The 22,696-nt window shown below is 72.6% G+C and carries 30 protein-coding genes; 12 read left to right on the top strand and 18 right to left on the bottom strand.

Annotated features, from left to right (window positions below):
* Nucleotides 1–6: 6 nt before the first annotated feature.
* The 8 genes from ACZ52R_RS35890 to ACZ52R_RS35855 all read right to left on the bottom strand — a co-directional run bounded on the left by ACZ52R_RS35890 (nt 7) and on the right by ACZ52R_RS35855 (nt 3,309).
* Nucleotides 7–249: a hypothetical protein gene (locus ACZ52R_RS35890; RefSeq protein ID WP_465754914.1), complete on the bottom strand. Its 243-nt coding sequence runs from the start codon at nt 247–249 to the stop codon at nt 7–9.
* 89 nt (nt 250–338) lie between these two features.
* Entirely contained in the window at nt 339–1,772 is a 1,434-nt protein-coding gene (locus ACZ52R_RS35885) for a hypothetical protein (protein WP_465754913.1), read from the bottom strand.
* A complete protein-coding gene (locus ACZ52R_RS35880; RefSeq protein WP_465754912.1) occupies nt 1,769–1,942 on the bottom strand; it encodes a hypothetical protein in 174 nt (57 codons plus the stop codon). Before ACZ52R_RS35880 ends, ACZ52R_RS35885 begins: the two co-directional genes overlap by 4 nt.
* A complete protein-coding gene (locus ACZ52R_RS35875) occupies nt 1,939–2,379 on the bottom strand; it encodes a hypothetical protein (RefSeq protein ID WP_465754911.1) in 441 nt (146 codons plus the stop codon). The genes ACZ52R_RS35880 and ACZ52R_RS35875 overlap by 4 nt, the downstream gene beginning before the upstream one ends.
* A gap of 15 nt (nt 2,380–2,394) precedes the next feature.
* Nucleotides 2,395–2,535 (bottom strand): hypothetical protein, encoded by a 141-nt coding sequence (locus ACZ52R_RS35870; protein ID WP_465754910.1) that lies wholly within the window; start codon nt 2,533–2,535, stop codon nt 2,395–2,397.
* A complete protein-coding gene (locus ACZ52R_RS35865) occupies nt 2,532–2,696 on the bottom strand; it encodes a hypothetical protein (protein ID WP_465754909.1) in 165 nt (54 codons plus the stop codon). Before ACZ52R_RS35865 ends, ACZ52R_RS35870 begins: the two co-directional genes overlap by 4 nt.
* A 65-nt stretch (nt 2,697–2,761) precedes the next feature.
* Nucleotides 2,762–3,007, bottom strand: a complete 246-nt coding sequence (locus ACZ52R_RS35860) for a hypothetical protein (protein WP_465754908.1) — start codon at nt 3,005–3,007, stop codon at nt 2,762–2,764.
* Nucleotides 3,004–3,309, bottom strand: a complete 306-nt coding sequence (locus ACZ52R_RS35855; RefSeq protein ID WP_465754907.1) for a hypothetical protein — start codon at nt 3,307–3,309, stop codon at nt 3,004–3,006. Before ACZ52R_RS35855 ends, ACZ52R_RS35860 begins: the two co-directional genes overlap by 4 nt.
* 309 nt (nt 3,310–3,618) lie before the next feature.
* On the opposite strand from ACZ52R_RS35855, the gene ACZ52R_RS35850 reads away from it, so the two are divergent.
* The 5 genes from ACZ52R_RS35850 (at nt 3,619) to ACZ52R_RS35830 (ending at nt 9,263) form a co-directional block, all read left to right on the top strand.
* A complete protein-coding gene (locus ACZ52R_RS35850) occupies nt 3,619–4,440 on the top strand; it encodes a GntR family transcriptional regulator (protein WP_465754906.1) in 822 nt (273 codons plus the stop codon).
* Nucleotides 4,441–4,514: 74 nt separating this feature from the next.
* Nucleotides 4,515–4,778: a hypothetical protein gene (locus ACZ52R_RS35845; RefSeq protein ID WP_465754905.1), complete on the top strand. Its 264-nt coding sequence runs from the start codon at nt 4,515–4,517 to the stop codon at nt 4,776–4,778.
* A 593-nt stretch (nt 4,779–5,371) separates the two neighbouring features.
* Nucleotides 5,372–6,718, top strand: a complete 1,347-nt coding sequence (locus ACZ52R_RS35840; protein ID WP_465754904.1) for a hypothetical protein — start codon at nt 5,372–5,374, stop codon at nt 6,716–6,718.
* A 90-nt stretch (nt 6,719–6,808) separates the two neighbouring features.
* Nucleotides 6,809–8,260: a replicative DNA helicase gene (dnaB, locus tag ACZ52R_RS35835; protein WP_465754903.1), complete on the top strand. Its 1,452-nt coding sequence runs from the start codon at nt 6,809–6,811 to the stop codon at nt 8,258–8,260.
* A gap of 37 nt (nt 8,261–8,297) precedes the next feature.
* Nucleotides 8,298–9,263 (top strand): hypothetical protein, encoded by a 966-nt coding sequence (locus tag ACZ52R_RS35830; protein WP_465754902.1) that lies wholly within the window; start codon nt 8,298–8,300, stop codon nt 9,261–9,263.
* A gap of 74 nt (nt 9,264–9,337) precedes the next feature.
* On the opposite strand, the gene ACZ52R_RS35825 is transcribed toward ACZ52R_RS35830, so the two are convergent.
* A complete protein-coding gene (locus ACZ52R_RS35825; protein WP_465754901.1) occupies nt 9,338–10,093 on the bottom strand; it encodes a hypothetical protein in 756 nt (251 codons plus the stop codon).
* 867 nt (nt 10,094–10,960) lie between these two features.
* On the opposite strand from ACZ52R_RS35825, the gene ACZ52R_RS35820 reads away from it, so the two are divergent.
* The 5 genes from ACZ52R_RS35820 (at nt 10,961) to ACZ52R_RS35800 (ending at nt 13,903) form a co-directional block, all read left to right on the top strand.
* Nucleotides 10,961–11,668, top strand: a complete 708-nt coding sequence (locus ACZ52R_RS35820; protein ID WP_465754900.1) for a PP2C family protein-serine/threonine phosphatase — start codon at nt 10,961–10,963, stop codon at nt 11,666–11,668.
* Nucleotides 11,668–12,198, top strand: coding sequence for a transglutaminase domain-containing protein (locus tag ACZ52R_RS35815; RefSeq protein WP_465754899.1), 531 nt, complete (start codon nt 11,668–11,670; stop codon nt 12,196–12,198). The genes ACZ52R_RS35820 and ACZ52R_RS35815 overlap by 1 nt, the downstream gene beginning before the upstream one ends.
* Before the next feature lie 32 nt (nt 12,199–12,230).
* The gene (locus tag ACZ52R_RS35810; protein ID WP_465754898.1) at nt 12,231–12,971 is read left to right on the top strand and encodes a hypothetical protein; all 741 of its coding nucleotides are present in this window, start codon (nt 12,231–12,233) and stop codon (nt 12,969–12,971) included.
* A gap of 139 nt (nt 12,972–13,110) precedes the next feature.
* On the top strand, nt 13,111–13,356 hold the full coding sequence (locus tag ACZ52R_RS35805; RefSeq protein ID WP_465754897.1) for a hypothetical protein: 246 nt from the start codon (nt 13,111–13,113) through the stop codon (nt 13,354–13,356).
* Nucleotides 13,357–13,558: 202 nt separating this feature from the next.
* Nucleotides 13,559–13,903: a hypothetical protein gene (locus ACZ52R_RS35800; protein ID WP_465754896.1), complete on the top strand. Its 345-nt coding sequence runs from the start codon at nt 13,559–13,561 to the stop codon at nt 13,901–13,903.
* A 382-nt stretch (nt 13,904–14,285) separates the two neighbouring features.
* Here ACZ52R_RS35800 and ACZ52R_RS35795 read toward each other — a convergent pair whose 3' ends face one another.
* Nucleotides 14,286–15,845 carry a hypothetical protein gene (locus ACZ52R_RS35795; RefSeq protein ID WP_465754895.1) on the bottom strand — a complete coding sequence of 520 codons (1,560 nt, stop codon included), beginning with the start codon at nt 15,843–15,845 and terminating at the stop codon, nt 14,286–14,288.
* Between the two features lie 764 nt (nt 15,846–16,609).
* Here ACZ52R_RS35795 and ACZ52R_RS35790 point away from each other — a divergent pair.
* Both ACZ52R_RS35790 and ACZ52R_RS35785 read left to right on the top strand, forming a co-directional pair.
* Nucleotides 16,610–17,743: a ParA family protein gene (locus ACZ52R_RS35790; protein WP_465754894.1), complete on the top strand. Its 1,134-nt coding sequence runs from the start codon at nt 16,610–16,612 to the stop codon at nt 17,741–17,743.
* Nucleotides 17,740–18,531, top strand: a complete 792-nt coding sequence (locus tag ACZ52R_RS35785) for a hypothetical protein (RefSeq protein WP_465754893.1) — start codon at nt 17,740–17,742, stop codon at nt 18,529–18,531. Before ACZ52R_RS35790 ends, ACZ52R_RS35785 begins: the two co-directional genes overlap by 4 nt.
* Before the next feature lie 64 nt (nt 18,532–18,595).
* Here ACZ52R_RS35785 and ACZ52R_RS35780 read toward each other — a convergent pair whose 3' ends face one another.
* The 8 genes from ACZ52R_RS35780 to ACZ52R_RS35745 form a co-directional block, all read right to left on the bottom strand.
* The gene (locus ACZ52R_RS35780) at nt 18,596–18,799 is read right to left on the bottom strand and encodes a hypothetical protein (protein WP_465754892.1); all 204 of its coding nucleotides are present in this window, start codon (nt 18,797–18,799) and stop codon (nt 18,596–18,598) included.
* A 246-nt stretch (nt 18,800–19,045) separates the two neighbouring features.
* Complete coding sequence (locus ACZ52R_RS35775) at nt 19,046–19,366, bottom strand: helix-turn-helix domain-containing protein (RefSeq protein ID WP_465754891.1); 321 nt, start codon at nt 19,364–19,366, stop codon at nt 19,046–19,048.
* Nucleotides 19,363–19,797 carry a type II toxin-antitoxin system RelE/ParE family toxin gene (locus ACZ52R_RS35770; RefSeq protein WP_465754890.1) on the bottom strand — a complete coding sequence of 145 codons (435 nt, stop codon included), beginning with the start codon at nt 19,795–19,797 and terminating at the stop codon, nt 19,363–19,365. The genes ACZ52R_RS35775 and ACZ52R_RS35770 overlap by 4 nt, the downstream gene beginning before the upstream one ends.
* Nucleotides 19,778–20,434 carry a hypothetical protein gene (locus ACZ52R_RS35765; RefSeq protein ID WP_465754889.1) on the bottom strand — a complete coding sequence of 219 codons (657 nt, stop codon included), beginning with the start codon at nt 20,432–20,434 and terminating at the stop codon, nt 19,778–19,780. Before ACZ52R_RS35765 ends, ACZ52R_RS35770 begins: the two co-directional genes overlap by 20 nt.
* A complete protein-coding gene (locus ACZ52R_RS35760) occupies nt 20,431–20,853 on the bottom strand; it encodes a hypothetical protein (RefSeq protein ID WP_465754888.1) in 423 nt (140 codons plus the stop codon). The genes ACZ52R_RS35765 and ACZ52R_RS35760 overlap by 4 nt, the downstream gene beginning before the upstream one ends.
* On the bottom strand, nt 20,850–21,497 hold the full coding sequence (locus tag ACZ52R_RS35755) for a hypothetical protein (RefSeq protein WP_465754887.1): 648 nt from the start codon (nt 21,495–21,497) through the stop codon (nt 20,850–20,852). Before ACZ52R_RS35755 ends, ACZ52R_RS35760 begins: the two co-directional genes overlap by 4 nt.
* Nucleotides 21,497–21,820, bottom strand: coding sequence for a hypothetical protein (locus tag ACZ52R_RS35750; protein WP_465754886.1), 324 nt, complete (start codon nt 21,818–21,820; stop codon nt 21,497–21,499). Before ACZ52R_RS35750 ends, ACZ52R_RS35755 begins: the two co-directional genes overlap by 1 nt.
* Nucleotides 21,817–22,614, bottom strand: a complete 798-nt coding sequence (locus ACZ52R_RS35745; RefSeq protein WP_465754885.1) for a hypothetical protein — start codon at nt 22,612–22,614, stop codon at nt 21,817–21,819. The genes ACZ52R_RS35750 and ACZ52R_RS35745 overlap by 4 nt, the downstream gene beginning before the upstream one ends.
* Nucleotides 22,615–22,696: the final 82 nt, after the last annotated feature.

The raw sequence follows: 22,696 nt of genomic DNA, 5'->3' as shown, positions 1-22,696 counted from the left end.
TCCGGATCAGGCGCTGGTGTGGCCGGCCTGCAGGCGCTGGCTGCGGTGGGCCAGCTCGCGCAGGTCGTCGGAGCGCTCCTTGGCGTAGAGGGCCAGGTTCAGCTCCACCTCGGCGCGGCGGTGGGAATCGCTGCGCTGGTTGAGCCAGGCGGCCTGGCGGTAGTGGGCATCGGCCTTGGCCAGCCAGGTGCCGGCCTCCTTCACCGCGGCGTCGGTGTCGAGCTGCTCGTTGGTGGTGTCCACGGTCATGTCGGTGGGCCCTTCTCGGTGGGTTCGGATGAGTGCTGCGGGGTGCCTTCCCGTGCCGCTTCCCGGCTTCGTCGGGTGGCCCGCCCCGGTTACTGCGGGGAGTTGTCGAGCTCGGCCTGGACGGCGTCGCGCACCCGCTGGGCGTAGACCTTGGAGCGCCCGAGCAGCTTGGCCACCTCGGGGGTGGAGAAGGAGCGGTGCGTCCCCTCGATCGCGTGGGCGAAGTGCCGGGCCTTCGTCAGATCGGCCTGCGCGAGGGGCTCCACGGCGTCCCTGCGGGCACGGCGGCCGGTGGTGCGTCGCCCAATCCCCCCAAGGGCTGCAGCGGTGTCGGGCGGCCCATCGGACGGGCCTCCGGCGGACGTCGCGGAGGCGCTCCCGCCGTCTTCCTCGTCGCCCGGCAGCAGGTCCAGCAGGAAGCTGTCGAGCTCCCGGTAGACGCTGTGCTCGCGGGCCTCGGTGAGCACCGTCTCAAGTGCGGCGTCAGCTTCGACCCGGCGGCGCCACGTCGACGCAGTGTCACCAACCGAGGCGCGGTGCACGTCGGACCAGGCGGCGCCCCACACCTTTTTCCGGGCCTCGCCGGTGACGTCGCCGAGGGCCAGCAGGCGCTCCTCGTAGCGCTCGTGGACGGCCGGGAAGCGCACCGCCCGCCGGGCCTCGGCCCAGACCTGCTCGCGGGGGTGCTGGCCCTCGGGGTGGGCGGCCAGCATCCGCTCGAACGCCTTCCACTCCGCAGGGAAGTGCTTGCGGCGCCGGGCGTCCAGCTCGACCTGGGCCTTGCGGGCGGCCTCGGCCTTGCGCTGCTCGGTGAGCTCCCTCTCGGTCGGCTTGGTGACCTTGGGCCGCTCGGTGACGTACTCGAAGACCTCCCACACCAGCGGTCCCACCACGCTGCAGGCCGCGAGCGCCCACCCGGCCGTCGGGCCGAAGGACTCCGAGCCGTGCGCCAGGTTGATCCACCCCGCGTACCCGGCCAGGGTTCCGGCACCGATCCAGAACGGCCACTTCGGCAGCCCCTTGCGGCCGGCGAAGTTGCCGAGCAGGACCATGCCCCACGCCATGAGCTCCAGCGCGAACGGCACGAAGCTGGTGGACCAGGAGTAGGCGGACCAGTCGGTGGGGGCCGGCTGCTTGGGGTCGTGCAGCGTCAGGAAGTACTTCACCTGCGCGGGCAGGGCACCAAGGGTGGTCAGCGCCACCAGGCCGACGACCAGGCCACGGACGGTGTCGCCGCGGTCGGCCTTCGCCTCCTTGGCCTTGCGCCGGTGCTGGGCCTCGACGTCGTCCTGCTCGCGCCGGACCTCGGCGAGCCGGGCCCGGAGTCGGGTCTGCCGGATCTCCTCGGCCAGCCCGGCCGTCGCGGCCTCCCGGCGCTGCTGCTCGGCCCTGGTCTCGTTCTCGACGGTCAGGACGACCGCCTCGGCCTTCTTGATGTCGGCCTCGGCGGTCAGCGCCGCCGCCTCGGCCTGCGTCTTGGCGGCGTCGGCCGCCATCTGGGTGTAGCTGCGGTACTCGCTCACCGGGGGAGCTCCTCGGTCTGGGGGGTCTCGGGGAAGGTCTCGTGCAGCGTCAGGGCGGTCTCGCGCATCACGTCGATGTCACCGGTGCGCTTGGCGTCGTGCATGATCTGTGCGCGCTCGATCACGCGGGCGGCCGCCGGGTCACCGGCCGCCCGGCCGGGGGCGCTCACCGGACCGTCTCCGGGCTGGCCGCCTCGGCGGCCTCGACGATCTCGACGGCCTGGAGCTGGGGGTAGAGGCGGGTGTAGTCGATCAGCCGGATGTCGAAGACGCGCTCCACCTCGGCCGGGTCGATCCCCATGGCGATCATGTGCTCGATCGCCTCGCCGGGGGTCTCGTAGTACGGGGCGTCATCGATCGGCAGCGGGGCGGCGTACTTCCACCAGGCGGCGGCGCACTGGTCCGCGGCGAAGGCGATCAGGAGAGCGACGGTGGCGGCCGTGGGGCTGATCCGCACGCTGCCGAGCTCCAGGACCCACATCACGCCGAGCCCGGCGGCCAGGTACAGGGTCTTGTCGGTGCTGGTGAGGAAGTTGAACACGGCGTCGCCGACGGCGCGGCGGGCGACCATGACGGCGGTCTGCAGGGCGGTCGTGATCTGCTTCATCGGATGCTCCCGGGGCTACTGGGGGGTGGACGGCTGGACGGCGCGGGCCTGGTCGGCGGCGCGGTTCTGCTCGATCTGCCGGTTGATCTCGGCGAGCTGGCGGGCGACCTGCTCGGCCAGCTGGGCGGCGGCGGCGCGCTCGGCTTCGGCGCTCACCGCCGGCTCCGGAGCATCCAGTGGAGGCCGAGCCAGCCGAGCAGGTAGAGCACCAGGCCGACGGCCAGGGAGATGATCACGGGCTGACCGCCCGCGATGCTCTTGTAGGTCATCCACCCGGTAAGGGCGAGGATGGCCAGGTCACCGACCATGATCAGCATGCTGGTGTGCTTGCTTGCCTGCTTGCTGGCACGCTGGTTCCCCCTGCCGGGGCGGCGGGCGGCCATCAGCTGGCCCCGGCGCCGGGCCGCACGCGGAAGGTGCCACCGGCGGGGGCCTGGGCGGCCGGGGCGGTGTGCGCCAGGGTGTCGACGGCCAGGATCACCAGGACGGCGGGGACCAGCAGCAGCCGGACGACCGGGCCGATCTCGACGCCGAGCAGCCACAGGACCAGGCCGACGGGGGCGATCACGCGCAGGCGGGTGACGACGCCGAGGACCAGGTCGCGGGGGTTGATGCCGAGGGACTTCACGCCGCCACCCCCGTCCCGGGTCGGGCGCCGGCCAGCCAGGGCTTGGCGGCGAGGGCGGCCGGGATGGTCGGACGGAGCACGGCAACGTCGGCATCGGCGGCCAGACGGGCCGAGCGGGTGCCGGTACCGAGGGTGCGGACGTAGAGGTCCGGGTCGTCGGCGAGCATGTCGCGGGCGGCGGCCAAACGGCCGGCCTTCTCCTCCGCGGTCTCGCCGGTCAGGTCGTCGGCGTAGGCGAACAGGTCCACACCGAGGTGGAACGAGAGCTCCTCGACCTCGGTGTTCGTGGCCAGGATGCTCATGGGCGATTCGGTCCGCGGGACGGAACCCGGGATGATGTGGAACACGGCTGATCTCCCCTCAGAAGCGTGAGGTGGTGGGTCCGCCGAGCTGCGGGGTTCGGGGTCGCATCCCGGCCCCGCAGCGCCCGAAGCGGGCACGGCGGCAGTGCAGTCTCACCGCACCTTTCCGGGGTCGCATCCCGGTCCGGCTGGCGATGTGATGACTCTGGCACGTCCGGTGATGGAGTGTCAATAACCGGTCTATTGAACTTGAGAGACACGCCGGGCCCGCCTTGCAGACGCCCAATAACCGGGTCTATTGTCTGGGGTATGGACGACGACCAGGCCCACAGCCCACCCACCTCCCGCTACCGTGAGATCGCCGATGACCTGCGCCAACGCATCGAGTCAGGCGAGTTCCCCGTCGGCTCGAAACTGCCGACCTTCGTGGATCTTCGCGCCGAGTACGGGGCGAGCGGGTCAACGATCGAAGAGGCTGTCAACGTCCTGCGCGTTGAGGGCCTGGTCCGCTCGGCTCGCCGACTGGGGACCGTCGTTCTCGACAGGGCGGTCCAGGTCCACCGACTGGACCGAGGCAATGCCGTCCGGCGAAATGAGTACGGCTACATCTTCAACGCCGGTGCGGGCCACTGGCCTCCGCTGCAGGTTCGACCGCCCGCCTGGGTGCCGGCCGACAGCGAGCTTGCGGCCCGACTGGACATCGACCATCGCGCACTGCTCTTGGTCCGTTGGCGGGTGGTCGGCCCCGACCGGGAGCACCCCTACCAGCTGACCCGCTCGTTCATCGTTGAGGATGTCGCGCGGGGGACCGTGATTGAGCAGGTCGACACGGGGCCCGGCGGCTGGATGGACCGGGTGGAGCACGACTTGGGGCACGGTCCGCTGACGTGGGCCGAGTACGTAAGCGCACGGCTCCCCGACCCGGAGGAGGTGAAGGCGCTCCGAATCTCCAAGGAGGCGCCCGTCCTCGTGCTGTCGCGCGTGGCCTCGTCGGGCACGACGGGCAAGCCGATCGCGGTAGACATGACGGTCATGGCTGGCCGGGCGTTCGAAGTCGCTTACCCCATCAAGCGAGACCGCACCGCAAAGTGGCCGACCACCCCGGCCGCCGACCGCAACGTCCCCCGGTAGCTGGCAGTTGCGGGTTGGACAGGGCTACCGTCCAACCCGACCACCTTCGTCCTCCGAACCAGGAGAATCCCCGAGTGAAGACAGCTCAGACCCCCGCCGGCTCCGTCGCCGATCGGCTGGAAGAGTGCTCCGTCAACGCCGAACGGGTGTACCGGGAACTCGCAAAGAGGGCCGTCCGGGGGGACGGGCTTGACCTGATGCCGGTGATCAGCGAGCTGGCCGACGCTCTGGGGCTCAGCCGCCGCTTGGTCACCGACGCCTATCAGGAGCTTGACAACGCGGGGCTGCTGACGACGCGCCGGGTCTACGCCCTGCAACAGCACGACGGAGACGTTTAGCCGTCGACCGGGTATGGTGGCTGCCGGTGATCGTTGCGTGACCTGCAGCTCACCGCCACAGTTGTGCCCGGCCGCAGTGGCTGGGAGAAGTAAAAACCTTGACCGGCTGCGACGGCTGGGAAAGGCGAAACCCCCGCGGCATCCTGCCTGCGGGGGCTCAACCCGGGACTCGTTCGATCTTGGCGGACTGGCCGAGTTCCCTTGAACAAGTCGTCGCACTGGGAGACGACCCTTTTTCTGGCGCCGGCCGGTTGGTGTGCGGCTCCGTATGGAGTCCAAGACCCACCGCCGTATCCCAGCGCTGCCTCAATGGTACCGGCAGCGCACCCCTCGGGAAACCGCACCAGCGAAGGAGTCGCCAGGTAGCGACGGCGGAGGCGCTCGTACATGCGTGTTTTCAGCCGTTTCTCGACTGTCCGGCCTGGTGGCGGGTCCGCCGGATGCAGCACGGGCATGATCAGCCGAATGGGTGGCGTGTCGCCCGTCGGCACCGGCCCGTCGGCGGTGACCCGGTGACCAACGCGTTCGGGATCGAAGAGTCCGGAACCGTCCTGCGGGCCACGGGGGCCAAGGCCGTCACGGTGTACCGGGGGATGACCTTCGGCGGCATCCTGGTCCACGCCCTCGATCACCTGGTGCTGACGCACATTCTGTTCGCCATCGCCAGCGGCGAGGCGCTGACCCCGCTGGTCCTCTGGAAGCGGCTGCAGGAGCTCGGCATTCGTTCCGCAAAGAACGAGAACATCCTGGTGGGCCGGGGTTCGGTGTACGAGTCGTTCGCCCGGATCATCGCGGCCGGCTACATCCACCGCCTCCAGCTGCCGGGCGAGAACGGCAGCGGCTTCGGCCCGGTGGTGTACCTGGCGTACGAAGACCCGGCCGACAACCCGGACCACGGGACGGGCACCACGTCGCCCCAAACGCTGGCCCGCGCGCAGGCGCAGGTGGCCGCGCTGGCTCTTGCAAACGCGCAGGTCAGCGCGCTTACCGGGTGCCAGGAAGCACAGCAGGGCGACAGTGCGACGAATGACGTTTCCGCAGGTCAGACCGCTTACCGGGTGCCGGGAAGCGGGCACCCCGCTTCCCGGCACCCGGTAAGCAGTAGGCAGGACGTTTCCGCAGGTCAGACCGCTTACCGGGTGCCGGGAAGCGGGAAACTTGCACCCCCCCACACCCCCCCGGAGGTTAAAACCCTCCCTTCTTTCCCTCACACCACAGCGGTCCCGCCCGTCGCGGCTGAGGCCGGACCGGGAGGGGGAGGGGTTCGCTCCGCGACAAGCAAGAAGCCCTCCCGGGCTGAGGCCGCAGCGTTGAAGCTGGCGGCGTTCGAGTTCCTCCGTAGCCTGCCGGGGCCTTGGGAGTGCGGGATCACGGTGGCGAAGCGGACCACGAACCTGTTGGTGCAGGTCCACGTGGACCAGGGCTGGCCGCTCGGGCCTGAGCTGGTAGCGGCTCTGACGGAGGAGAAGCGCGGGGCCCGACCGATCGACAGCTACCCGAAGACGCTGGCGTACCGGCTCGGTGCCCTCCCCCGGTACCGGCCGGCTGCTGCTGGCGGCTCGGACAGCGGCCACGGCTCGACCGCACCCTTCGAGCCGTGCGAGTACCACCCCAACCGCGAGGCCAGCACCTGCGTGATCTGCCTGGCCGGGCCGGACTACGCCACCGAGCAGGCCCCGACCGCCCCGGTCGAGACCGATCTGGTGGACGAGACCGCGGGTACCGGGGTCCCGCCGGCCGTCCGGGCGCTGTTCACCAAAACGGCCCGTGCGGCGATCCCGCCGAGCCGGGACGGCCGGAGCCGTCAGCGGACCGGCCGCGCGGCCGGTTACCGGAAGAAGATCGCCAAGGACGCCGAACTCGACGCGGCCGACCGCGCGGGGAAGCTCGCCCAGCTTGAAGAGCTCATGCGAGCCGAGGGCGCCGCCGCCGAGGTCTGAGCGCCCCGGACAGCATGAAGGCCGCCGGTACAGCCCTGCCAGGCCCCGGCGGCCACCGATCACACCCATCTCTCGAACAGGAACGATCTGATGACCAGCGTACCCACGCAGAACCTGCCGGAGCCGACCGAGGGGCCGGAGTCGGAGCCGTTCGACTGGAGCGACAGCACCGAGGCATCGCCCCGGAGGCGGCGCCGCCAGGACGACCAGGCCGACGGCTTCGAGCGGGTGCCCCCGCAGGACCTGGACGCCGAAGTTTCCACGCTGGGCGGTGAGTTGCTGTCCAAGGATGCCATCGCGGACGTGCTGGAGGTGCTCAAGCCCGGCGACTTCTACCGCCCGGCGCACGAGATGATCCACAGCGCCATCCTCGACCTGTACATGGCCGGTGAGCCGGCCGACCCGATCACGGTGGCGGCCGAGCTGACCAAGCGCGGGGAGATCGCCAGGGTCGGCGGAGTTTCCTACCTGCACAAGCTGGTCAACTCGGTGCCGACGGCGGCGAACGCCGGCTACTACGCCGAGATCGTGGCGGAGAAGGCCGTGCTGCGGCGCCTGGTGGAGGCCGGTACCCGGATCGCCGGCATGGGCTACGCGGGCGAGGGCGACGTGGAGGAGATCGTCAACACCGCGCAGGCCGAGGTCAGCGCCGTCACCAACATCCGCACGGAAGAGCAGGTGATCCGCACCTCCACCAGCATGGAGGGCACGATGGACCTGCTGGAAGCGCTGGGTAAGCGGGACAAGGGCAAGCTGTCCGGCGTGCCGACCGGGTTCGCGGACCTGGACGCGGTGACCAACGGTCTGCAGCCCGGCCAGATGATCCTCATCGCGGCCCGTCCGGCCATTGGGAAAAGCACCCTAGCTTTGGACGTTGCCCGGGAGGCGGCGATCCGGCACGGGATCGGGGTGGGCATGTTCAGCTTGGAGATGTCCCGGGACGAGATCAACATGAGGCTGTTGTCGGCCGAGGCCAAGGTCGCGCTGCACCACATGCGGGCCGGAAAGATGACCGAGGACGACTGGGCCCGGGTCGGGCGCCGGCTGCCCGCGATCAACGACGCCCCGCTGTGGGTGGACGACAGCCCCAACCAGTCCATGATGGAGATCCGGGCGAAGGCCCGCCGGCTTCACCAGCGCGAGGGCATCGGCCTGGTGATCATCGACTACCTGCAGCTCATGCAGTACGGCGGCCGCCGCGCAGAGAACCGCCAGCAGGAAGTCAGCGACATCTCGCGCGGGGTCAAGCTCCTGGCGAAGGAGCTCGGGGTACCGGTCATCGCCCTCTCCCAGCTGAACCGCGGGCCCGAGCAGCGCACCGACAAGAAGCCGGTGGCCAGTGACCTGCGGGAATCCGGCTCCCTGGAGCAGGACGCGGACCTGGTCATCCTGCTGCACCGGGAGGACGCCTACGAGAAGGAAAGCCCCCGCGCGGGCGAGGCCGACCTGATCCTCGCCAAGCACCGAAACGGCCCGACCAGCACGATCACGGTGGCGTTCCAGGGCCACTACTCGCGCTTCGCCGACATGACGCGGGACTGACCGAGTCGAACAGGTTTTCGAGAAAGGAGAGGTGATCATGACCACCGTTTCGGGCCGCGTCTACACCCGCACCCGTCCGCGCGGCTTCGCCGAGTGGGCACCGCGCGCCGCCACCCTCGACCTGCTCGACCAGGTCAAGGCCGTGCTGCACGAGAACCGCGAGTACCTCCCTATGACCGCCCGCCAGGTCTTCTACCGCCTGGTCGGCGCGTTCGGCTACGACAAGACCGAAAAGGCGTACGACCGGCTGACCGAGACGCTCAACCGCGCCCGCCGGGCCCGGCTGATCGACATGCACGCCATCCGCGACGACGGCGGCAGCGTCAGCGCGCCGTTCGGCTACGACGGCCCCGAGAGCTACTGGGACAGTGTCCGGGGCGGTGCCCGGTACTACAGCCGGGCCCTGGACGCCGGCCAGCCGACCGCGGTCGAGCTGTGGGTGGAGGCGGCCGGCATGGTGCCGATGGTGGCCCGGGTCGCCCACGACTACGGAGTGACGGTCTACTCCAGCGGCGGGTTCGACTCGGTGACCGCCAAGTACGGGGCCGCGATGCGGATCACCCGCCGGGAGGTGGCCACCAGGGTCCTGCACGTCGGCGACTACGACCCGTCGGGACTGTCCATCCTGGACAGCGCGGCCGAGGACGTCGCCGCTTTCGCCCGCGACGACCTGGTCCGCGAGCTCACCGACGGCTACAGCGAGCTGACCCGGGAGGAGATTCTCGACGGCCACCGGCAGCCGACGTTCACCCGGCTCGCCGTGACACCGGAGCAGATCCGCGAGCACCGCCTGCCCTCCGCCCCGCAGAAGGGCACCGACCGGCGCGGTGAGCACATGCACGCCACTGTCCAGGCCGAGGCGCTGAGCCCGACGCAGCTGCTCGACGCCGTCCGGACCGGCATCGAGGCGGTGGTGGACCTGGCGGTGCTCGCCGAGGTCCGCGAGCAGGGCGAGCGCGAGCGGGAGGAGATCCTGCAGCGGCTGGAGGATCTGGCGATCTGAGCCGGACAACGTGAGGCCCCCCCGGATGGTGTCCGGGGGGGCCTTCTCGTCAACTGGCCTGTGCTTGGGGTGAGTTAGACGTCCGGAAGGGCGTCGCGGTAGAAATCCTCCTCGTCCGGCTCCCGTACGGTGAAGTCGAGCGGGAGTTCCTCCTGGGCGAGCCCGCCGGCCACGGCCCGCACGGCCTCGCGCAGCAGGTCGCCCGTCGTCACGATCTGGGCGCGCAGCCGCTCCCGCTCCTCCAGTGCGGCCCGGGTCGCCCGCGGTGCGAGCACCGCCGCCAGCGCGGCCAGGACGGCGGGCACGCCCTTGGCCTGGGCCTGCCGGAGCCTGATCTCCGGGGCCTCGCCCCACTTGTCGGCCCACTTCCGCAGCTGCTCGATCACCTCCCACGTGTGCCAGTACACAGCCCGCCGCAGTTGCTCCTCCAGGTCGGCCGGGAGCTCTAGGCGCAACGTCGCCTTGAACCCGCCCTCGCCGCGGACGTGGCCGTGCCTGCGGTCGCTGTCGCCCACCGGGCGCCCCCGTGAGGTCGTGCCGGGAGGCACCGGCTTGTACTCGCCGTCCAGGCCGCGCTCGGCGAGCACTTGCCGAAGGCCGGCCGCGACCATGAGGCTTCGGTTGCCGAGCAGCTCCCCGCTGGCCCGTCGGCGGGCCAGCTCGGCCCGGACGTCCTGCCGGGCTTGGGCCCGGTCGGCCCGCGTCGGCAGTTCCTCGGCCGTCGCGCGAGCCTTCTCCAGCCACTTCTTCTCCACCGCGAAGTAGCCGGCCGCCGCATCATCGAAGGCGGCCCGATCGGCTGGCTCCAGCGCCAGCACCGTCATACCCATAGGTTTAGTTTCTGCGTAGATAAACCAAAAGGGAAATCGGCGGACCCGAACCCCCTCCTCAGTCAGCGCAGTTCACCCTGATCAGCCCCGAGCACTTCGTGAGGGTGCGCGAGGGGCGTGCACCAGTGCGAACGGCGGGGAACGAAAGCACGTAGATAAACCGCCCGCGCGCGCCGAAGGCGCTCCTCCACCCAGTTTTTCTACGTAGATAAACCTGGATTAGACAGCCGCCCGAGGGCGGCCGAAGCGGAGCGGAGCCGTGCACGGGGCCCGGTGGCGAACCGAACTGCCCTACCCTGCGGGCCCATTCGGGGCTGGGGAGGGCCCCGTGCACACCCCCGCGCGGCATCCACGTCTGCCGTCCCCGACCACCCACCCCGGCCGCTCGCGCCGATGGTGGCTGAGGACCCCAAAGACTGAACGGAAGGCCGTGCCTGGGCACGGGGCCGGTGCCGAAGCCGGGTGCGGGCTGTGCGGCCCGCGCTGTTCCGTCCCCGCCCCCTCGGCCGCGGGGCGGCCTCACGGGCGGTGCCGGGCGCGGCCCGCCCGGTGGCTGCGGTCAAGGAAAGAAGGCGCTTCGCGCCGCTACCTGGAAGGCCGGCCCCGGCCCGCGGGAGACTTCACGGCTTTGCCGTGCTTTCCGTCGGGGGGCCCCGGTGCGGCTGGCGTCAACGGAACGGTGACACTCCCCGGTGCCGGGCGGGGGACCGGCGATTTCACGGCAGGCCGTGCATCCGACCCCGGCCGGACGGCCGGGAACATCCGTGCCGGATCGTGCGCCAAGAGCGTGTCCCGGCGCTGCCCCGGGCCGATAGGAAGAACGGGGCCTGATCCGCGAGGGGGACGGCCGGACTGAGGGAGGCAGCGGTGGACCAGGACCTGCGGATCGGGACGGCGACGCGAGAGGGGACGGGCGGGCCGCTCGCGGACGCGGCGGCCACCTACCGGTCGGCGCTCACCGGGCGGACGGCCGTGGCGGTGGTCGACGGGATGGGCCACGGCGAGGACATCGTGCGGCTCGCTCCCCTGCTGGCCGAGACGGCCGTGCGCGTCGGCGCGGTGCGCGGCGGCCTGGCCGGCCTGCTGTCGGCGGGGCTGCTGCTGGCCGACCCGGGCCACCCGGACGCGGTCGGCGTCCTGGCCGTGACCCGGGCGGACGGCAGCGGCGCCGAACTGCTCTGGGCCGGCGACTGCCGGGCCTGGCGCTGGGACGGCGCGGTGCTGCAGCAGCTGACGACCGACCACAACCTCGCCGCCTACCTGGGCCGGGCCGCGGGGGCGGAGGTGCCCGTGCACGCCCTGGCCGACTTCGTCGGCGTGACCCTGGGCAGCGCGGTGCCCGCCACCGTCCCCTTCGTCTCGGTGCCCGCGGGCGGCCGGCTGGTGCTGACCTCAGACGGTGTGCACGACCAGGTGGAGGCCGAGGTGCTGGAGCGCCTGGTGCGCGAGCACGCGGACGCCCCGCAGACCCTGGCCGAGGTCCTGGTCGCCGCCGCCGAGCCGGGCGCGGACGGCTACCGCGACGATGCCACCGCCGTCGTCCTCGACCTGGTGCAGCCCTCGGCGGAACACTGATGGCCGGGGAGCTCGACCGGCGGCTGCACCTGTTCGAGACGGTCAGGGCGATCCCGTACGCCACCGACGGCGCACACGACGCCGACAGCCTCCCGGCGGCCGGCCGCGGCGACTGCCTGGCCAAGTCCGCTTACCTGGACCGCGAGTTCCGGCGGCTCGGGTACCCGGTCCGCCGGGTCCGCTGGCTCTACCTGCTCCCCGCCGAACCCGCCGAGGTCCTGCTGCTGGCCAGCCGGGAGGACGTCCACACCGCAACCGAGGTGCGCATCGGCGACCGCTGGGTGCTCGTGGACGCCACCTACGACCCGCCCCTGGCCCGAGCCGGGTTCACCGTCGCCACCTGGGACGGGCACCACGACACCCTGCCCGCCCACCCGCCGGCCGGTCCGCTCTGGCGCCCCGGCGACGGCCCCGAACCCATTCCCGTCCACCCGGGTCCGGGCGGACCCCGCTACCGGGAGGCGTTCAACACCTGGCTGCATTCCGTGAGGGACGTCGGCCGGGAGGCTGAGACGTCACCGTTCCGCTGACGCCTGGCCACGCGGCACCCTAGGCTGCGGCCATGACTACCACTGAGCGAACCCGGGTCGACACGGCGGCGGCCACCCGCGAGGGCTCGGCCGCGCCCTCGGGCGACGCGACCGCCCTCTTCGTCCTGGCGGACGAGACGGTCGGGGCCGCCCTGGTCGACGGCATCGGGCACTCCGACCGGGTGGCCCGCACCGCCGCCCTGCTGGCCGAGGTGGCGGCCCGCACGGCCGCCCGCCGCGGCGTGCTCGCCGGGCTCCTGGGCGCGGGCGAGCTGATCGCCGACCCCGGCGCCGGTGACGAACCCGAGCCCGACGCCGTGGCGGCCGTCGCGGTCACCGCCCCCGGCGACAGCACCACCCGGGTGGCCTGGGTCGGCGACGCCCGCGCCTACGGCTGGGACGGCGAGCGGCTCACCCTCTACTCCACCGACCAGACCATGGGCCAGTGGGTCCGCCAGCACAACGAAGTGCCGGCCGAGATCGCCGCGCACCACGACGCCTGGGTGCGGGTCTCGCTCTCCACCGCCGTGGTCGCCACCGTCCGCGAGGTCGAGATCCCCGACCCGGTGGTGATCCTCACCAGCGACGGCGTGCACGACAGCGTCGACCACCAGGGCCTGGAGGAACTGGTGGGCACGGTCCTGCGCGGCTACGGGCACAACCCCCGGGCGCTCGCCGAGGCCCTCGTCGGCGCGGCCGGGCAGGTCCGCGGCGGCGACCGGGACGACGCCACCGCCCTGGTGCTGATCCACCAGGGCCCCGGGGGCCGGTGACACCCTCCCCGCCTTCCTGCCGCCGGGCCGCCAGCGAACCGCTGACGGCCCGGCGCCGTTCGGGCGGCCGGGGCCAGCCGGTTGTTCCTCATGCCCCGAACCTCAGCGGCCGATGCGACCGCCCCACTAGCGTCAGACCATGAGCAATCCCCACCCGCAGTTCCTCGTCCGCGACCTGATCTCCCGCACCGAACAGGCAACCGCCGACATCGCCCGCCTCGCGGTCGAGACCGGCGTGACGTTCACAGTCACCGCCATCGTGGACGCGGTGGAGCGCGCACTGCCTCCCGGCTACGCGGCACCCACCAAGGGCACCGCCACCCGGCGCGACATGATCGCGGAGATCGCCGAACGGATCATCACCGGCGAGCTGTACCAGGCGTAGGAGCGGACGCCCTCCCCCGCCTTCCTCCCGCCGCCAGGACCCGCCCGTGCGGGAGCGCGCGAAGCGACCCTGTTATCTGTGGCATCGGGAGTCGGAGGGCTTGGCGCCGGTTTTCGCAGAGATGTTCCTCAACGCAAAATCACGGATGGTCAATCTCACGTGACATAAAGTAATGTCAGCCGCCGACTGGTAGGAGGTTCCGTTGAACGACCTGGTGGCGCCCACCGAGCGCGGCCGATCGGCGAACCCGCTCGACGGCCTACGGTCAGTACTGGACCCCTGCGGTCGCTGGCCCGGACACGAATTCACCGCCCGCCTCTTCGCCCGCACTGCAGCGGTCGCGGTCACCATGGCGGTGCTGGTTCGCTGTGACCCGGCGGCGATGCCCCTGCTCGGTGGCATCATCCTGCACCTCTACGGTCCGATCGTGGCCAGCGTCGTCTACCTGATGCTGGCCCACGGGCTCGGCTGGTGGGCACACGCCGCCGTGATGGTCGGCACCGACCTGGCCCGGGGCATCAACCCGATCAATCGCTGGCGCGCCTGAACCGGCGAACCGCCGTGAGGTCGCTCAGCAGGTTGTCGGGGATTGGCGCCGGCCTCGGTCCGGTCTCCTATCTCTGACCCACGGCGCAAAGTAGGCCGCTGGGCTTGCTGACGGCCCGGCGCCGTTCGCACGGCCGGGGCCAGGACCCGCCCGTGCTGAGTGCTGTCGGGCATGGCCGCAGACTGCCCGAGGTGTCGCCCCGACACGGCCGGCTGTCGGGGCGGGTTGTCGCCGGCGCCTTCCCGACAGCCCTGGCACCCGACACCGCGTGTCGGTGGCTGTCGGGTGCCAGGGCCTTGCGGCGGACCGGTGTCGGGCTGTCGGGTCGCTGCCGCGCCCGGCAGTCCTGCGTGTCGGGCTGTCGGGCTGTCGGGCTGTCGGGTCAGGGCGACACGGCCGGACCCGACCCGTGGACGGCGTGCAGGTGTCGGGCCTGCCCCTTGACCTGCTTCATCAGCCGCTGTCCGGTGCGCTCGGTCTCCTGGAGCCGACGCCCGGCCTCCGCGCCCGTCAGCTCCGGCTCGGTCTGGAGCCACAGCCGGATCTGCTCAAGGCGGGGGTCGGTCCCCGGCGCGGAAGGGGCCTGAGCTGCGGCGGGCTGGACTGCGAGCGCCGTCGCCCCGCTCGTCGCCGTGGAGGCCGGCCCGCCCGACACCGGGGCGGCCGACCCGGCAGACGGCCCAACAGGGGCCGTCAGGGGCCCGACAGCGGCCTGTCGGGCGACAGCCGGGGCCGCGCCCGACACCGGGGCGGCCGAGGGCGACACGGCGCCCGTGGCGGCCGTCGGGGCGACACCCGATGTCGGGCACGACACCGGGGAGGTCGACCCGACACCGGCCGGCACCCGGGCCGTGACGGCACGGGAGGCGACAGCCGGGACCGGCCCCGACATGACGGCCTGTCGGGGCGCACCCGACAGGGCGACAGCGCCACCCGACACCGACACCGGGCCTGTCGCCCCGACGGCGGCCGCGGCCGACACGACGGGGAGGGCGACACGGGCCGACAGCGAACCGGCGGGGGCGACAGCGGCCTCGACGGCGAACGGGCTCGGCTGCCGCATCCGGGTGAGGCCGTCGGCGTGCTGGGCGACCGCGAGTTCCATCCGCAGCAGCTCGCGCAGGCGCGGGTCACGGGCGACGCCGGCGGTCCGCAACTCGACCTGCAGCCGGCGGGCGGTGCGTACCGCCCGCCGGGAGCCCTTCGGCAGCCGGGCCAGGCGGACGGACAGCTCCACGGCCCGGCCGAAAGCCCGGTCGCGGCGGATCTGGTCGGCCTTGCGCTCCCCCTCGGTGATGCCGAGGTGGGAGAGCAGGCGCTCACGCGCCTCCCGGACGAGCAGCACCACCAGGTTGGCCGAGGTGCTGCGGCCGCCGTGGCGCATCTCGATGCCCATCGCCAGGTGCCACAGCACGGCGGCGGCCGGCGGGCCGAACCCGATCCGGAAGATCGCGCCGTAGATGTCCCGGGACTCGGCGACGGCGGACACCGAGGCCACCGCCGTGATCACCCACACCAGTTTCCCGGCGGCGCCGGTCGTGCCGGGGGTGCCGGGCTGGCCGTCCTTGGCGGGCTTGGCGCTGTCGCGCAGGGACTGCCGGGCCATCAGCGCGCACGCCAGCAGGGCGGTCTCCGCGACGGCGAAGAGCATCAGCCGCTCGTACTTGTCGGTGATCTGGAGCCTGTCACCTACGAAATGCCAGTTCGTATTCAGGCCCACGCCGGTGGCGAGCAGGGCACCGAGCGCGGCCATCGCGGAGCCGGAGCTGATCTTCCAGCTCTCCAGCTTCTCCCCCTTGGCGATCCTGGCGAGACGAAGCTGGGTCCGCGAGCGGACCACGGCCCGGAGGACCAGGGCGGTGGCGCACGCGCCGGTGGCCGCCACGACCGCGGCGACCACATAGCCGGGGTGGCTCTCCAACCACGTCACGAGTGCATGCACGTCCGCCGCCCTTCGTCTCGGTACCCGCCCGGCGATGATCACCGGGCATGTGACGAGACAGACAGTAGTGCTGCACCGGCGGAGCATGACCCGGAGATTCCGCAGGCCAGGCCGGGTGGGAAGACTGAGCGCCCTGGCCGCCGCCGAGGTCCTCCGCCTGCCGACCACCGGTCCCGAGGCGGCCGGCGAGCAGTCCGCGCCAGGCTATTTCCGCAGGCCAGCCGCCGTTTGGGAGCGCTGCCGCGTGTCGCTCAGCTCTTCTGAATGCGAGCAAAGAAAGCGCAAAGGACCGATCTTCTGCACGGCCTTGGTCACACTTTGGTGAACGCCGTGCCGAACCCTGGCGTGTCGGCTTTCTGGGGCGCACGCGTAGGCGCTTGTCCTCACTGACGCTGATACGGATGCGCACTCACCGTCAGGAACGCGTGTGTGCACGAGTGCGGCCACGGGGTGGTCCCCAGCATTACATCCGCGCGTGCCAGCGGCCGGGCGCGCGTGATCAAGCGCGCGGTGCAGAGCGATGTGACGCGCGCCCGTTCACGCGGTGTGGTACCCGCTTGCAAGGGCGCCGCCGGACGCACTGCGGCGTGCGGGCATGGCCACCCCGTCATGTGCGCCTCCCGTCCCTCTGGCGGACGGGAGGCGCGGTGCGCGGGGGTGGGCGCGATGCGCCGCAGAAGGGTCCGCGTGCGGTTGGATAGTGCGATGAGCACTGTCGGGTGCTCCAGCTTCCGGGACACCCCGCGAGAGGACGAGAGCGAGAGATGACCCAACCTGCCGTGCCTGCCACCTTCGCGGGGCCTGCCGTCCTGCCGTCACAGACCACCGGCCAGCAGCCGGCCGAGGCGCCCGAGGCGCCGCCGAGCGTGCGCGAGGACCCGTCGTGGCGGGCCCCCTCGCTCAAGCACATCGTTCTGGCGGACCTGGTGGCGCGGCTGCAGCCGCGCCTGACCAGGACGGTCGCGGTGATCAACGGAAAGGGCGGCCAGGGGAAGACCAGCGTGGTGTGCAACCTCGCCGTGCTGCTGGCCGAGCTGATGGTGGAGAGCGGTTCCAAGCGGCGGGTCCTGGTGGTCGACCTCGACCCGCAGGCGAACACCGGCCTGGACCTGGGCCACCAGGACCGCGAGGGCGACGACAACGGCGAGGGCCTGGAGGACGCGATCCTGCGCGGCCGGCCGCTGCACATCATCCGCGACGTCCGCCCGCAGCTGGACGTCGTGCCGAGCGGCGACAACCTGGAGCTCCTCGGCGCCGACATCATGTCCCGGGTGACCCGCGACGGCGACCGGGCCTGGCTGAACCTGGCGCTGGCGCTCGCCAAGGTCGCCCACGAGTACGACTGGATTCTGATCGACTGCCCGCCGGGCGAGGCGAACATCCAGAAACTCGCGCTGGCGGCCACCCGGTGGGTGCTGATCCCCGCGCACCTGGACGCCGCCTCTCGCCGCGGCCTGGCCAAGGTCAGCCGGCGGTTCGAAGACGCGGCCCGCTACAACCCCGCCCTGGAGCTCCTCGGCGTCGTGTTGTTCGACTTCAAGCGGACGATGACCAGGCCCAAGGACGGCACGCCGCCCCGGCCGACCGGCCAGGTGGTGCGCCAGCGTCGCCGGATCGAAGCCGTGCTCAGCCGGGTGGGCGCCGACGTGCCGGTGTTCGACGCCTTCATCCGGTCGGCGGACACCGTCGCCGAGCAGTGCCGCGACCGGGGCCAGACGGTTTTCGAGCTCTCGCGCTCCACCGACGGCGCCAAGTGGTGGCAGGTCCGCAAGGACCGGGCGGCCGGGATCGTCCTGGCCTCCGACGCCGCCGAGGCCGTCGGCCAGGACTACGAAGACCTGGGCGCCGAGGTCATCGAGCGCATCATCGGAATCGAGCAGCTGGAGGCCGCCGCGTGAGCACTCCCGAGCCCGTCGTCCGCCCGCCGGCGGACCCTGCGGTGGGCGGCTTCGGCGGCAGCCGCGGCCGGATGCGCAACCTGGTGGGCGGTTCCGGTGCGCGGCCGCCGCAGCCCGGCGAAGCACCCCCCGGCGCCCCGCCGGCTGTTCCGACCACCGCTCCAACTCCACAGCCCCCTGCCGCGGTTGCTCCCGCCGCGCCGGAGCCCGACCCCGTGCCCGCGCCGAGCGGCCAGGCCGCCCCGGCGGCGGCAGGTGGTCCGGCCGGACCACCCGCCGGTCAGCGGACGGCCCCGGCCGTGGAAGCGGACGACGGCGAGGACGACCTGGACGACGGGTTCGAGAGCGACCCGGACAGCGGGCTGACGCGGGAGGTCAAGCCGCTGCTGCCGCTCTCGGTGATCAGCAGGTTCGAGAAGTTCGAGCGGAGGGCCCGGCAGCCCCGCGCGGTGATCCTCATGGACGCGATCGACCACTGCCACGGCAGCGGCACGCTGGGCGAGCTGCTCGCGCCGCCCGCCGTGCGGCCCGCGAACAGCCTGTTCCCGCGCACCGCGCCGTCGCACCGCCGGCTGCCCAAGACGGAGAAAGAGACTCAGCTGTCCTTCCGCCTGACCGGGGCTGAGCGCGAGGTGCTCGACGGCCTGGTGGAGGAGTGGAGCAGGAAGATCGGCCGGAGAATCCCGCTGTCCCGGCTGATCGCCGCCTCCCTCGACGGCTACCTGCCCCCGCTCAAGAAGGCCGCCGCCGCCAGGGCCGCCGCCCCCGAGGGGGACTCTCCCGAGTAGGCCGCTGGCACGGAACGTTGGAGGCCCGCACCACCTCGTCGGTGGTGCGGGCCTCGGCCGTTGCTCACTTGCCCCGGAGTTGGCGCTGCAGCAGCTTCTCCGGCGGGTTCTTGGCCACGAACAGCTCCATGGCCTTCTTGAGCCCCTCGCGCTTCTCGATGCCGAGCAGGTCGCAGACAACTCGGAACTGCATCTGCAGGCCCTCGGGCGCGTAGGAGGAGAAGTGCGACCACTCGTCCTTCGACTGGTCCTTGGCGGGCGTAGGCACCTGGTTGAGTCCTTCCGGGACAGAGTGGAACGGGGGCGGGCCGAGGGCCGCCGGCGGGGCCCACCATCCCACACGATCCGGCGTCCGGGCCAGCGGCTGCGACAGCTTCACGTGCCCCGACCTGCACATATGTACCACTCCAGCGGGCTGGCGTGCGGGCCGGTCAGCATGCTGGCGTGCCCGGTCGCGGATGTGGTGGAGCCCCTCCCCACTGCTCGGGAAGGGGCTCCGGTCTCCGGGGTGCGGTCAGGCCGCGCGGGGCACGAACCGCAGGCCCGGCTCGGCCTGGGTCAGCGCGAGCGTGGCGTCGGCCTGGAACGCCCGACCGAGGGCCTGCAGGACCGGCACGGTCGGGTCCACGGCGGAGGTCTCGATCTCCTCGACCAGGTCCTCGGCCAGGCCGGCGGCCTCGGCGAGCTCGGCCGCGGTCCAGCCGAGCGCGGTCCGCCGCTCGTACACCGCACCGGCCAGCGCCATGCGCCAACCCGCCGCGATGTACTCGGGGTGGCTCTCCCACCCGTCGGTGGCCATCGGCCACCGGGTGTGAACGTCGCTCTGCCTGCTCACGGCCGGGCCTCCTTCGCGTTCCTGCTCCACACATCATGCTCCCCGGGCGCGTGGTGGTGGGCCTCGCACGCCTTTCTCGCCCGGTAGGCCCTCTCCTTGGCGGGCCGGTCGTTGTCCCTCCTCTTGCGGAACGCGGTCAGCAGCACCGCCGCGGGCCGGTCCTCCGGGAGCCAGAACGTCACCCGGTACGGGCCGGGCCGCAGCTCCAGCACGCCGTGCTCCAGACGCTTGGCGTACGGCTCGGTGAGCTCGCGGCCCTGGACGGCGAGCAGCTCGGCGAAGCGCAGGACCATGGCGAACTCGGCGTCGCTGAGGGTCTCCAGCCACAGCCGGACCTCCTCCTCGACCTCGATGTCCAGCAGGCTGGCCCCGGCCTGGAGTGCCTCGCTGATGCCCAGCAGCCAGCGGTGCCTACGCCAGGGCGTGGCCATCGGCCTCTCCCTCCAGTTCCCGCAGCTCGGCCTCGGCGCGGTGCTGGTCGGCGACGGCGGCGATCCCGAAGTCCACCGCGCACCGCTGGACCACGACCTTGCGCCGGGCGAGGTCGAGCAGGGCGTCACGGCTCCAGGGCCGGCCCTGCTGGGCGGCCTGCCAGGCGAGGGTGGCGTCGTCGCCCACCTCCGCGGTGGCGCGCATCGCGGCCCCGACCACGCTCTGGTCGGCGAGCTGGCGTGTTCGCCACGCCAGGTACTCGGCGCGGACGTAGCCGCGCGGGTCGGCGGCCTGCTGGGGCGTGTGCGGGTCGAGCGGGCCGAGGTGGCCGCCGTGGGTGCGGTCGTACTCCAGCAGCGCCAACGCGGTGCTGGTCGCGTTGGCGACGACCCGCTCGTCCATCCAGTCCGGGCCGTCCCCGCGGCCGCCGAGCAGGCCGCCGAGACGGGGCTCTGCCTCGGCCTGCAGGGCGCCCCGGTCGATGATCGCGGCCTGCCGGAGCAGCCACGGGCGGTGCTGGTCGAGCCGGCCGCCGGCTGCGGCGACGGCCGTGCCGATGTTGATGATGGCCTGCATCTCGGTGGGGTGGTCGGGGGCGGTCTCATACGCCTCGGCCGGGGTCGGTGCAGCGCTCATTCGGTCAACTCCCCGTCCGGGCGGGCCTGGTAAGCGGCCCACGCCAGGTACTCGCTGCGGACGTAATCGCGGGTGTCCTTGCCGTCCGGGCCGAGGGGGCCCAGCGTGGTCCCGTGCTCACGGTCCCACTCCTGCAGCTCGACGGCGGCCGCCTCGGCGGCCTTCACCATCTCCTCGCGCAGCTCACGCGCCTGCCGGGCCTGGGTCGAGCGGCTGCGGGCGTAGTGGGCGGCGGTGTCCACGGCAAGCAGCGCGTTGCGGTCGGCCAGGGCGGCATGCCGCAGCCGGTACTCGCGCCACTGGGCCGTGGGGAGCTCGCCAGCGATCCACCGGGTGAGGCCGGTCATGTCTTCGGACATCTCCGCCGGGAGGGACGGGGCGGTGCGGTACGCCTCTTCGGGCGTGGGTGCGGTGGTCACTGCGTCCGCTCCTGGTCGGTGGCCTGCTGGGCGAGCTCGGCGAGCTGGCCGGCGATCCAACGGGCGGCGGCGGTGGGGGTCTTGAACGTCTGGTCGGTGCTGCGGCGGTGCCAGCCGTGGCGGAAGAAGTCGCCGGGCTGCTTGTTGACGCGGATGTCGAGTCCGGCGGTGGCGGACCAGACGATGGCTCCGCGCTTGGTCGTGCCGATGGTGATCTCGCCGACGATGTCGGCCTCGGTCAGCGGGCCGGTCTTGCGGGTGGCGACGACGTACCAGCCCGGGTTTCCCTCGTACAGGCCCCGGCGCGGGCCCGCGTGCAGCCACAGGTCGCCGGCCTTCTTCGGAGCCAGGTCGATCCCGATGTCCTCGGGGACGTGCCCGCGCTGGCGGACGCGCTCGCCGTCCAGCTCGACGGCGGCCCCGCAGCCCCGGCAGAGCAGGCGCACGGTGGTCTTCTCGTAGGTATCGCCGTGCGAGCAGTCGTAGCCGTCGGGGTCGGTCTCGTTGACCTTGCAGGCGTGGCCCTTCTCGGGGTAGCGGCGGTAACCCGTGCCCTGGTGGACGGCCACCTCCCAGCCCCGGGTGCACCCCTCGCGGTGCTCGACCGGCAGGTACCGCAGGTGGGGTTCGAGTCCGTTGAGCATCAGTTCTCCTCGGTGGTGTCGGGCTGCCGGCGGCCGCACCACTGGCAGGTGCGGGTGGCGGCTCCGCCGCAGTACAGGCAGGTGCCGGTGTCGGTGACCGGGCCTCGTCCGTCCTGGCAGGGCGGCCACCGGTCCTCCTCCGGCGGGGCGAACGGGTCGTCCCACGGGTCGAACGGCTTGAACTTGCGGACCTTCCATCCGAGCCGCTCGGCCTGGTCGTAGGCCGTGCCGTCCGGGGCACCCGGGCTCACGGTGGCGGAGAACGCGGCCCGGCATCCGGCGGCGTCGCAGCCAACGGTGTGCACGTGCGTGTTCAGGCTCACGAGATCCTCCACGCCAGGTACTGGGTACGGACGTAGGCCGCGAGGCCCCCGGAGGCATCCCAGTGCGGGGAGTCGGCGCTGTGCTCGCCCTGGGAGGTGCCCGCCCGCCGGTCGTGCTGCAGCAGGGCGAACGCGTCGCGGGCGGCGCCCTGGGCGAGGCGCTCGACCAGCTCGGCGACCTCGCCCCGGTCGGCGGCGGTCAGCGCGGTGCGGTCGGCCAGGGCGGCCTTGCGCAGCAGCAACTCCCGCTCCTCGGCGGGCGAGAGGTCACCGGCGAGCAGGCGGCCGGCCTGGCCGGTGACCAGCTCCGCCTCGTCCAGCAGATCGGGGGCGCCCTCGTAGGCGGCGGGCGGGGCCGGGGCTCCGAACTCGTCCCGGGCGGGTGCCATCGTGGCCAGGATCGCGGCGGCGGGGCCAAGGACGTCGCGCAGGGTCGTGGCCTGGATCTGGGCGCGCTGCAGGACGGCGAGCACCCGGGCGGACTGGGTGACCGGGTCGGTGCCGTCGGTCGTCAGGATCAGCTCCTGGGTGTCCAGCCGGTCCAGCGCCGTGGCGACCTGAGCCAGGGCCTGCGGCAGGTGGCCGGCGAGCTGCTGCAGGCTGGCGACGACGTCGCGCAGGTCACCCGGCCGGGTGGTCCAGTCGGCGCGCTCCGTGCGGCGGGCGAGCGCGCGGAGCTCCTCGACGGCGGCGGCCGCGAGCTCGGCGGGGGTCCGGTCCGGGGGACGGCCGAGCTCCTCGCCGTCCTCGCGGACGCGGCGGGCGGCGTCAACCACCGTTCTGTCCTTGCTCATTGGGGGTCCTTCGGTGTTGGTGGAATCGGCCTGGCGGCCGAGGCCCCGCCCGCCGCGGGGTCCGTCCGGGGCGGGCGGGACG

The organism is Kitasatospora sp. NPDC034023, from assembly GCF_055575795.1.
The sequence above is the reverse complement of the archived record's forward strand: the minus strand, read 5'-3'. Positions and strand labels throughout refer to the sequence as shown.

Excerpts from the sequence above, each read along its gene's own strand:
- ACZ52R_RS35745 (WP_465754885.1), bottom strand. The coding sequence starts at position 22,614 with ATGAGCAAGGACAGAACGGTGGTTGACGCCGCCCGCCGCGTCCGCGAG.
- ACZ52R_RS35840 (WP_465754904.1), top strand. The coding sequence starts at position 5,372 with ATGACCTTCGGCGGCATCCTGGTCCACGCCCTCGATCACCTGGTGCTG.
- ACZ52R_RS35865 (WP_465754909.1), bottom strand. The coding sequence starts at position 2,696 with ATGCTGATCATGGTCGGTGACCTGGCCATCCTCGCCCTTACCGGGTGG.
- ACZ52R_RS35815 (WP_465754899.1), top strand. The coding sequence starts at position 11,668 with ATGGCCGGGGAGCTCGACCGGCGGCTGCACCTGTTCGAGACGGTCAGG.
- ACZ52R_RS35855 (WP_465754907.1), bottom strand. The coding sequence starts at position 3,309 with ATGAGCATCCTGGCCACGAACACCGAGGTCGAGGAGCTCTCGTTCCAC.
- ACZ52R_RS35890 (WP_465754914.1), bottom strand. The coding sequence starts at position 249 with ATGACCGTGGACACCACCAACGAGCAGCTCGACACCGACGCCGCGGTG.
- ACZ52R_RS35805 (WP_465754897.1), top strand. The coding sequence starts at position 13,111 with ATGAGCAATCCCCACCCGCAGTTCCTCGTCCGCGACCTGATCTCCCGC.
- ACZ52R_RS35770 (WP_465754890.1), bottom strand. The coding sequence starts at position 19,797 with ATGGCCACGCCCTGGCGTAGGCACCGCTGGCTGCTGGGCATCAGCGAG.
- ACZ52R_RS35765 (WP_465754889.1), bottom strand. The coding sequence starts at position 20,434 with ATGAGCGCTGCACCGACCCCGGCCGAGGCGTATGAGACCGCCCCCGAC.
- ACZ52R_RS35790 (WP_465754894.1), top strand. The coding sequence starts at position 16,610 with ATGACCCAACCTGCCGTGCCTGCCACCTTCGCGGGGCCTGCCGTCCTG.
- ACZ52R_RS35850 (WP_465754906.1), top strand. The coding sequence starts at position 3,619 with ATGGACGACGACCAGGCCCACAGCCCACCCACCTCCCGCTACCGTGAG.
- ACZ52R_RS35830 (WP_465754902.1), top strand. The coding sequence starts at position 8,298 with ATGACCACCGTTTCGGGCCGCGTCTACACCCGCACCCGTCCGCGCGGC.
- ACZ52R_RS35810 (WP_465754898.1), top strand. The coding sequence starts at position 12,231 with ATGACTACCACTGAGCGAACCCGGGTCGACACGGCGGCGGCCACCCGC.
- dnaB (WP_465754903.1), top strand. The coding sequence starts at position 6,809 with ATGACCAGCGTACCCACGCAGAACCTGCCGGAGCCGACCGAGGGGCCG.
- ACZ52R_RS35875 (WP_465754911.1), bottom strand. The coding sequence starts at position 2,379 with ATGAAGCAGATCACGACCGCCCTGCAGACCGCCGTCATGGTCGCCCGC.
- ACZ52R_RS35825 (WP_465754901.1), bottom strand. The coding sequence starts at position 10,093 with ATGGGTATGACGGTGCTGGCGCTGGAGCCAGCCGATCGGGCCGCCTTC.
- ACZ52R_RS35755 (WP_465754887.1), bottom strand. The coding sequence starts at position 21,497 with ATGCTCAACGGACTCGAACCCCACCTGCGGTACCTGCCGGTCGAGCAC.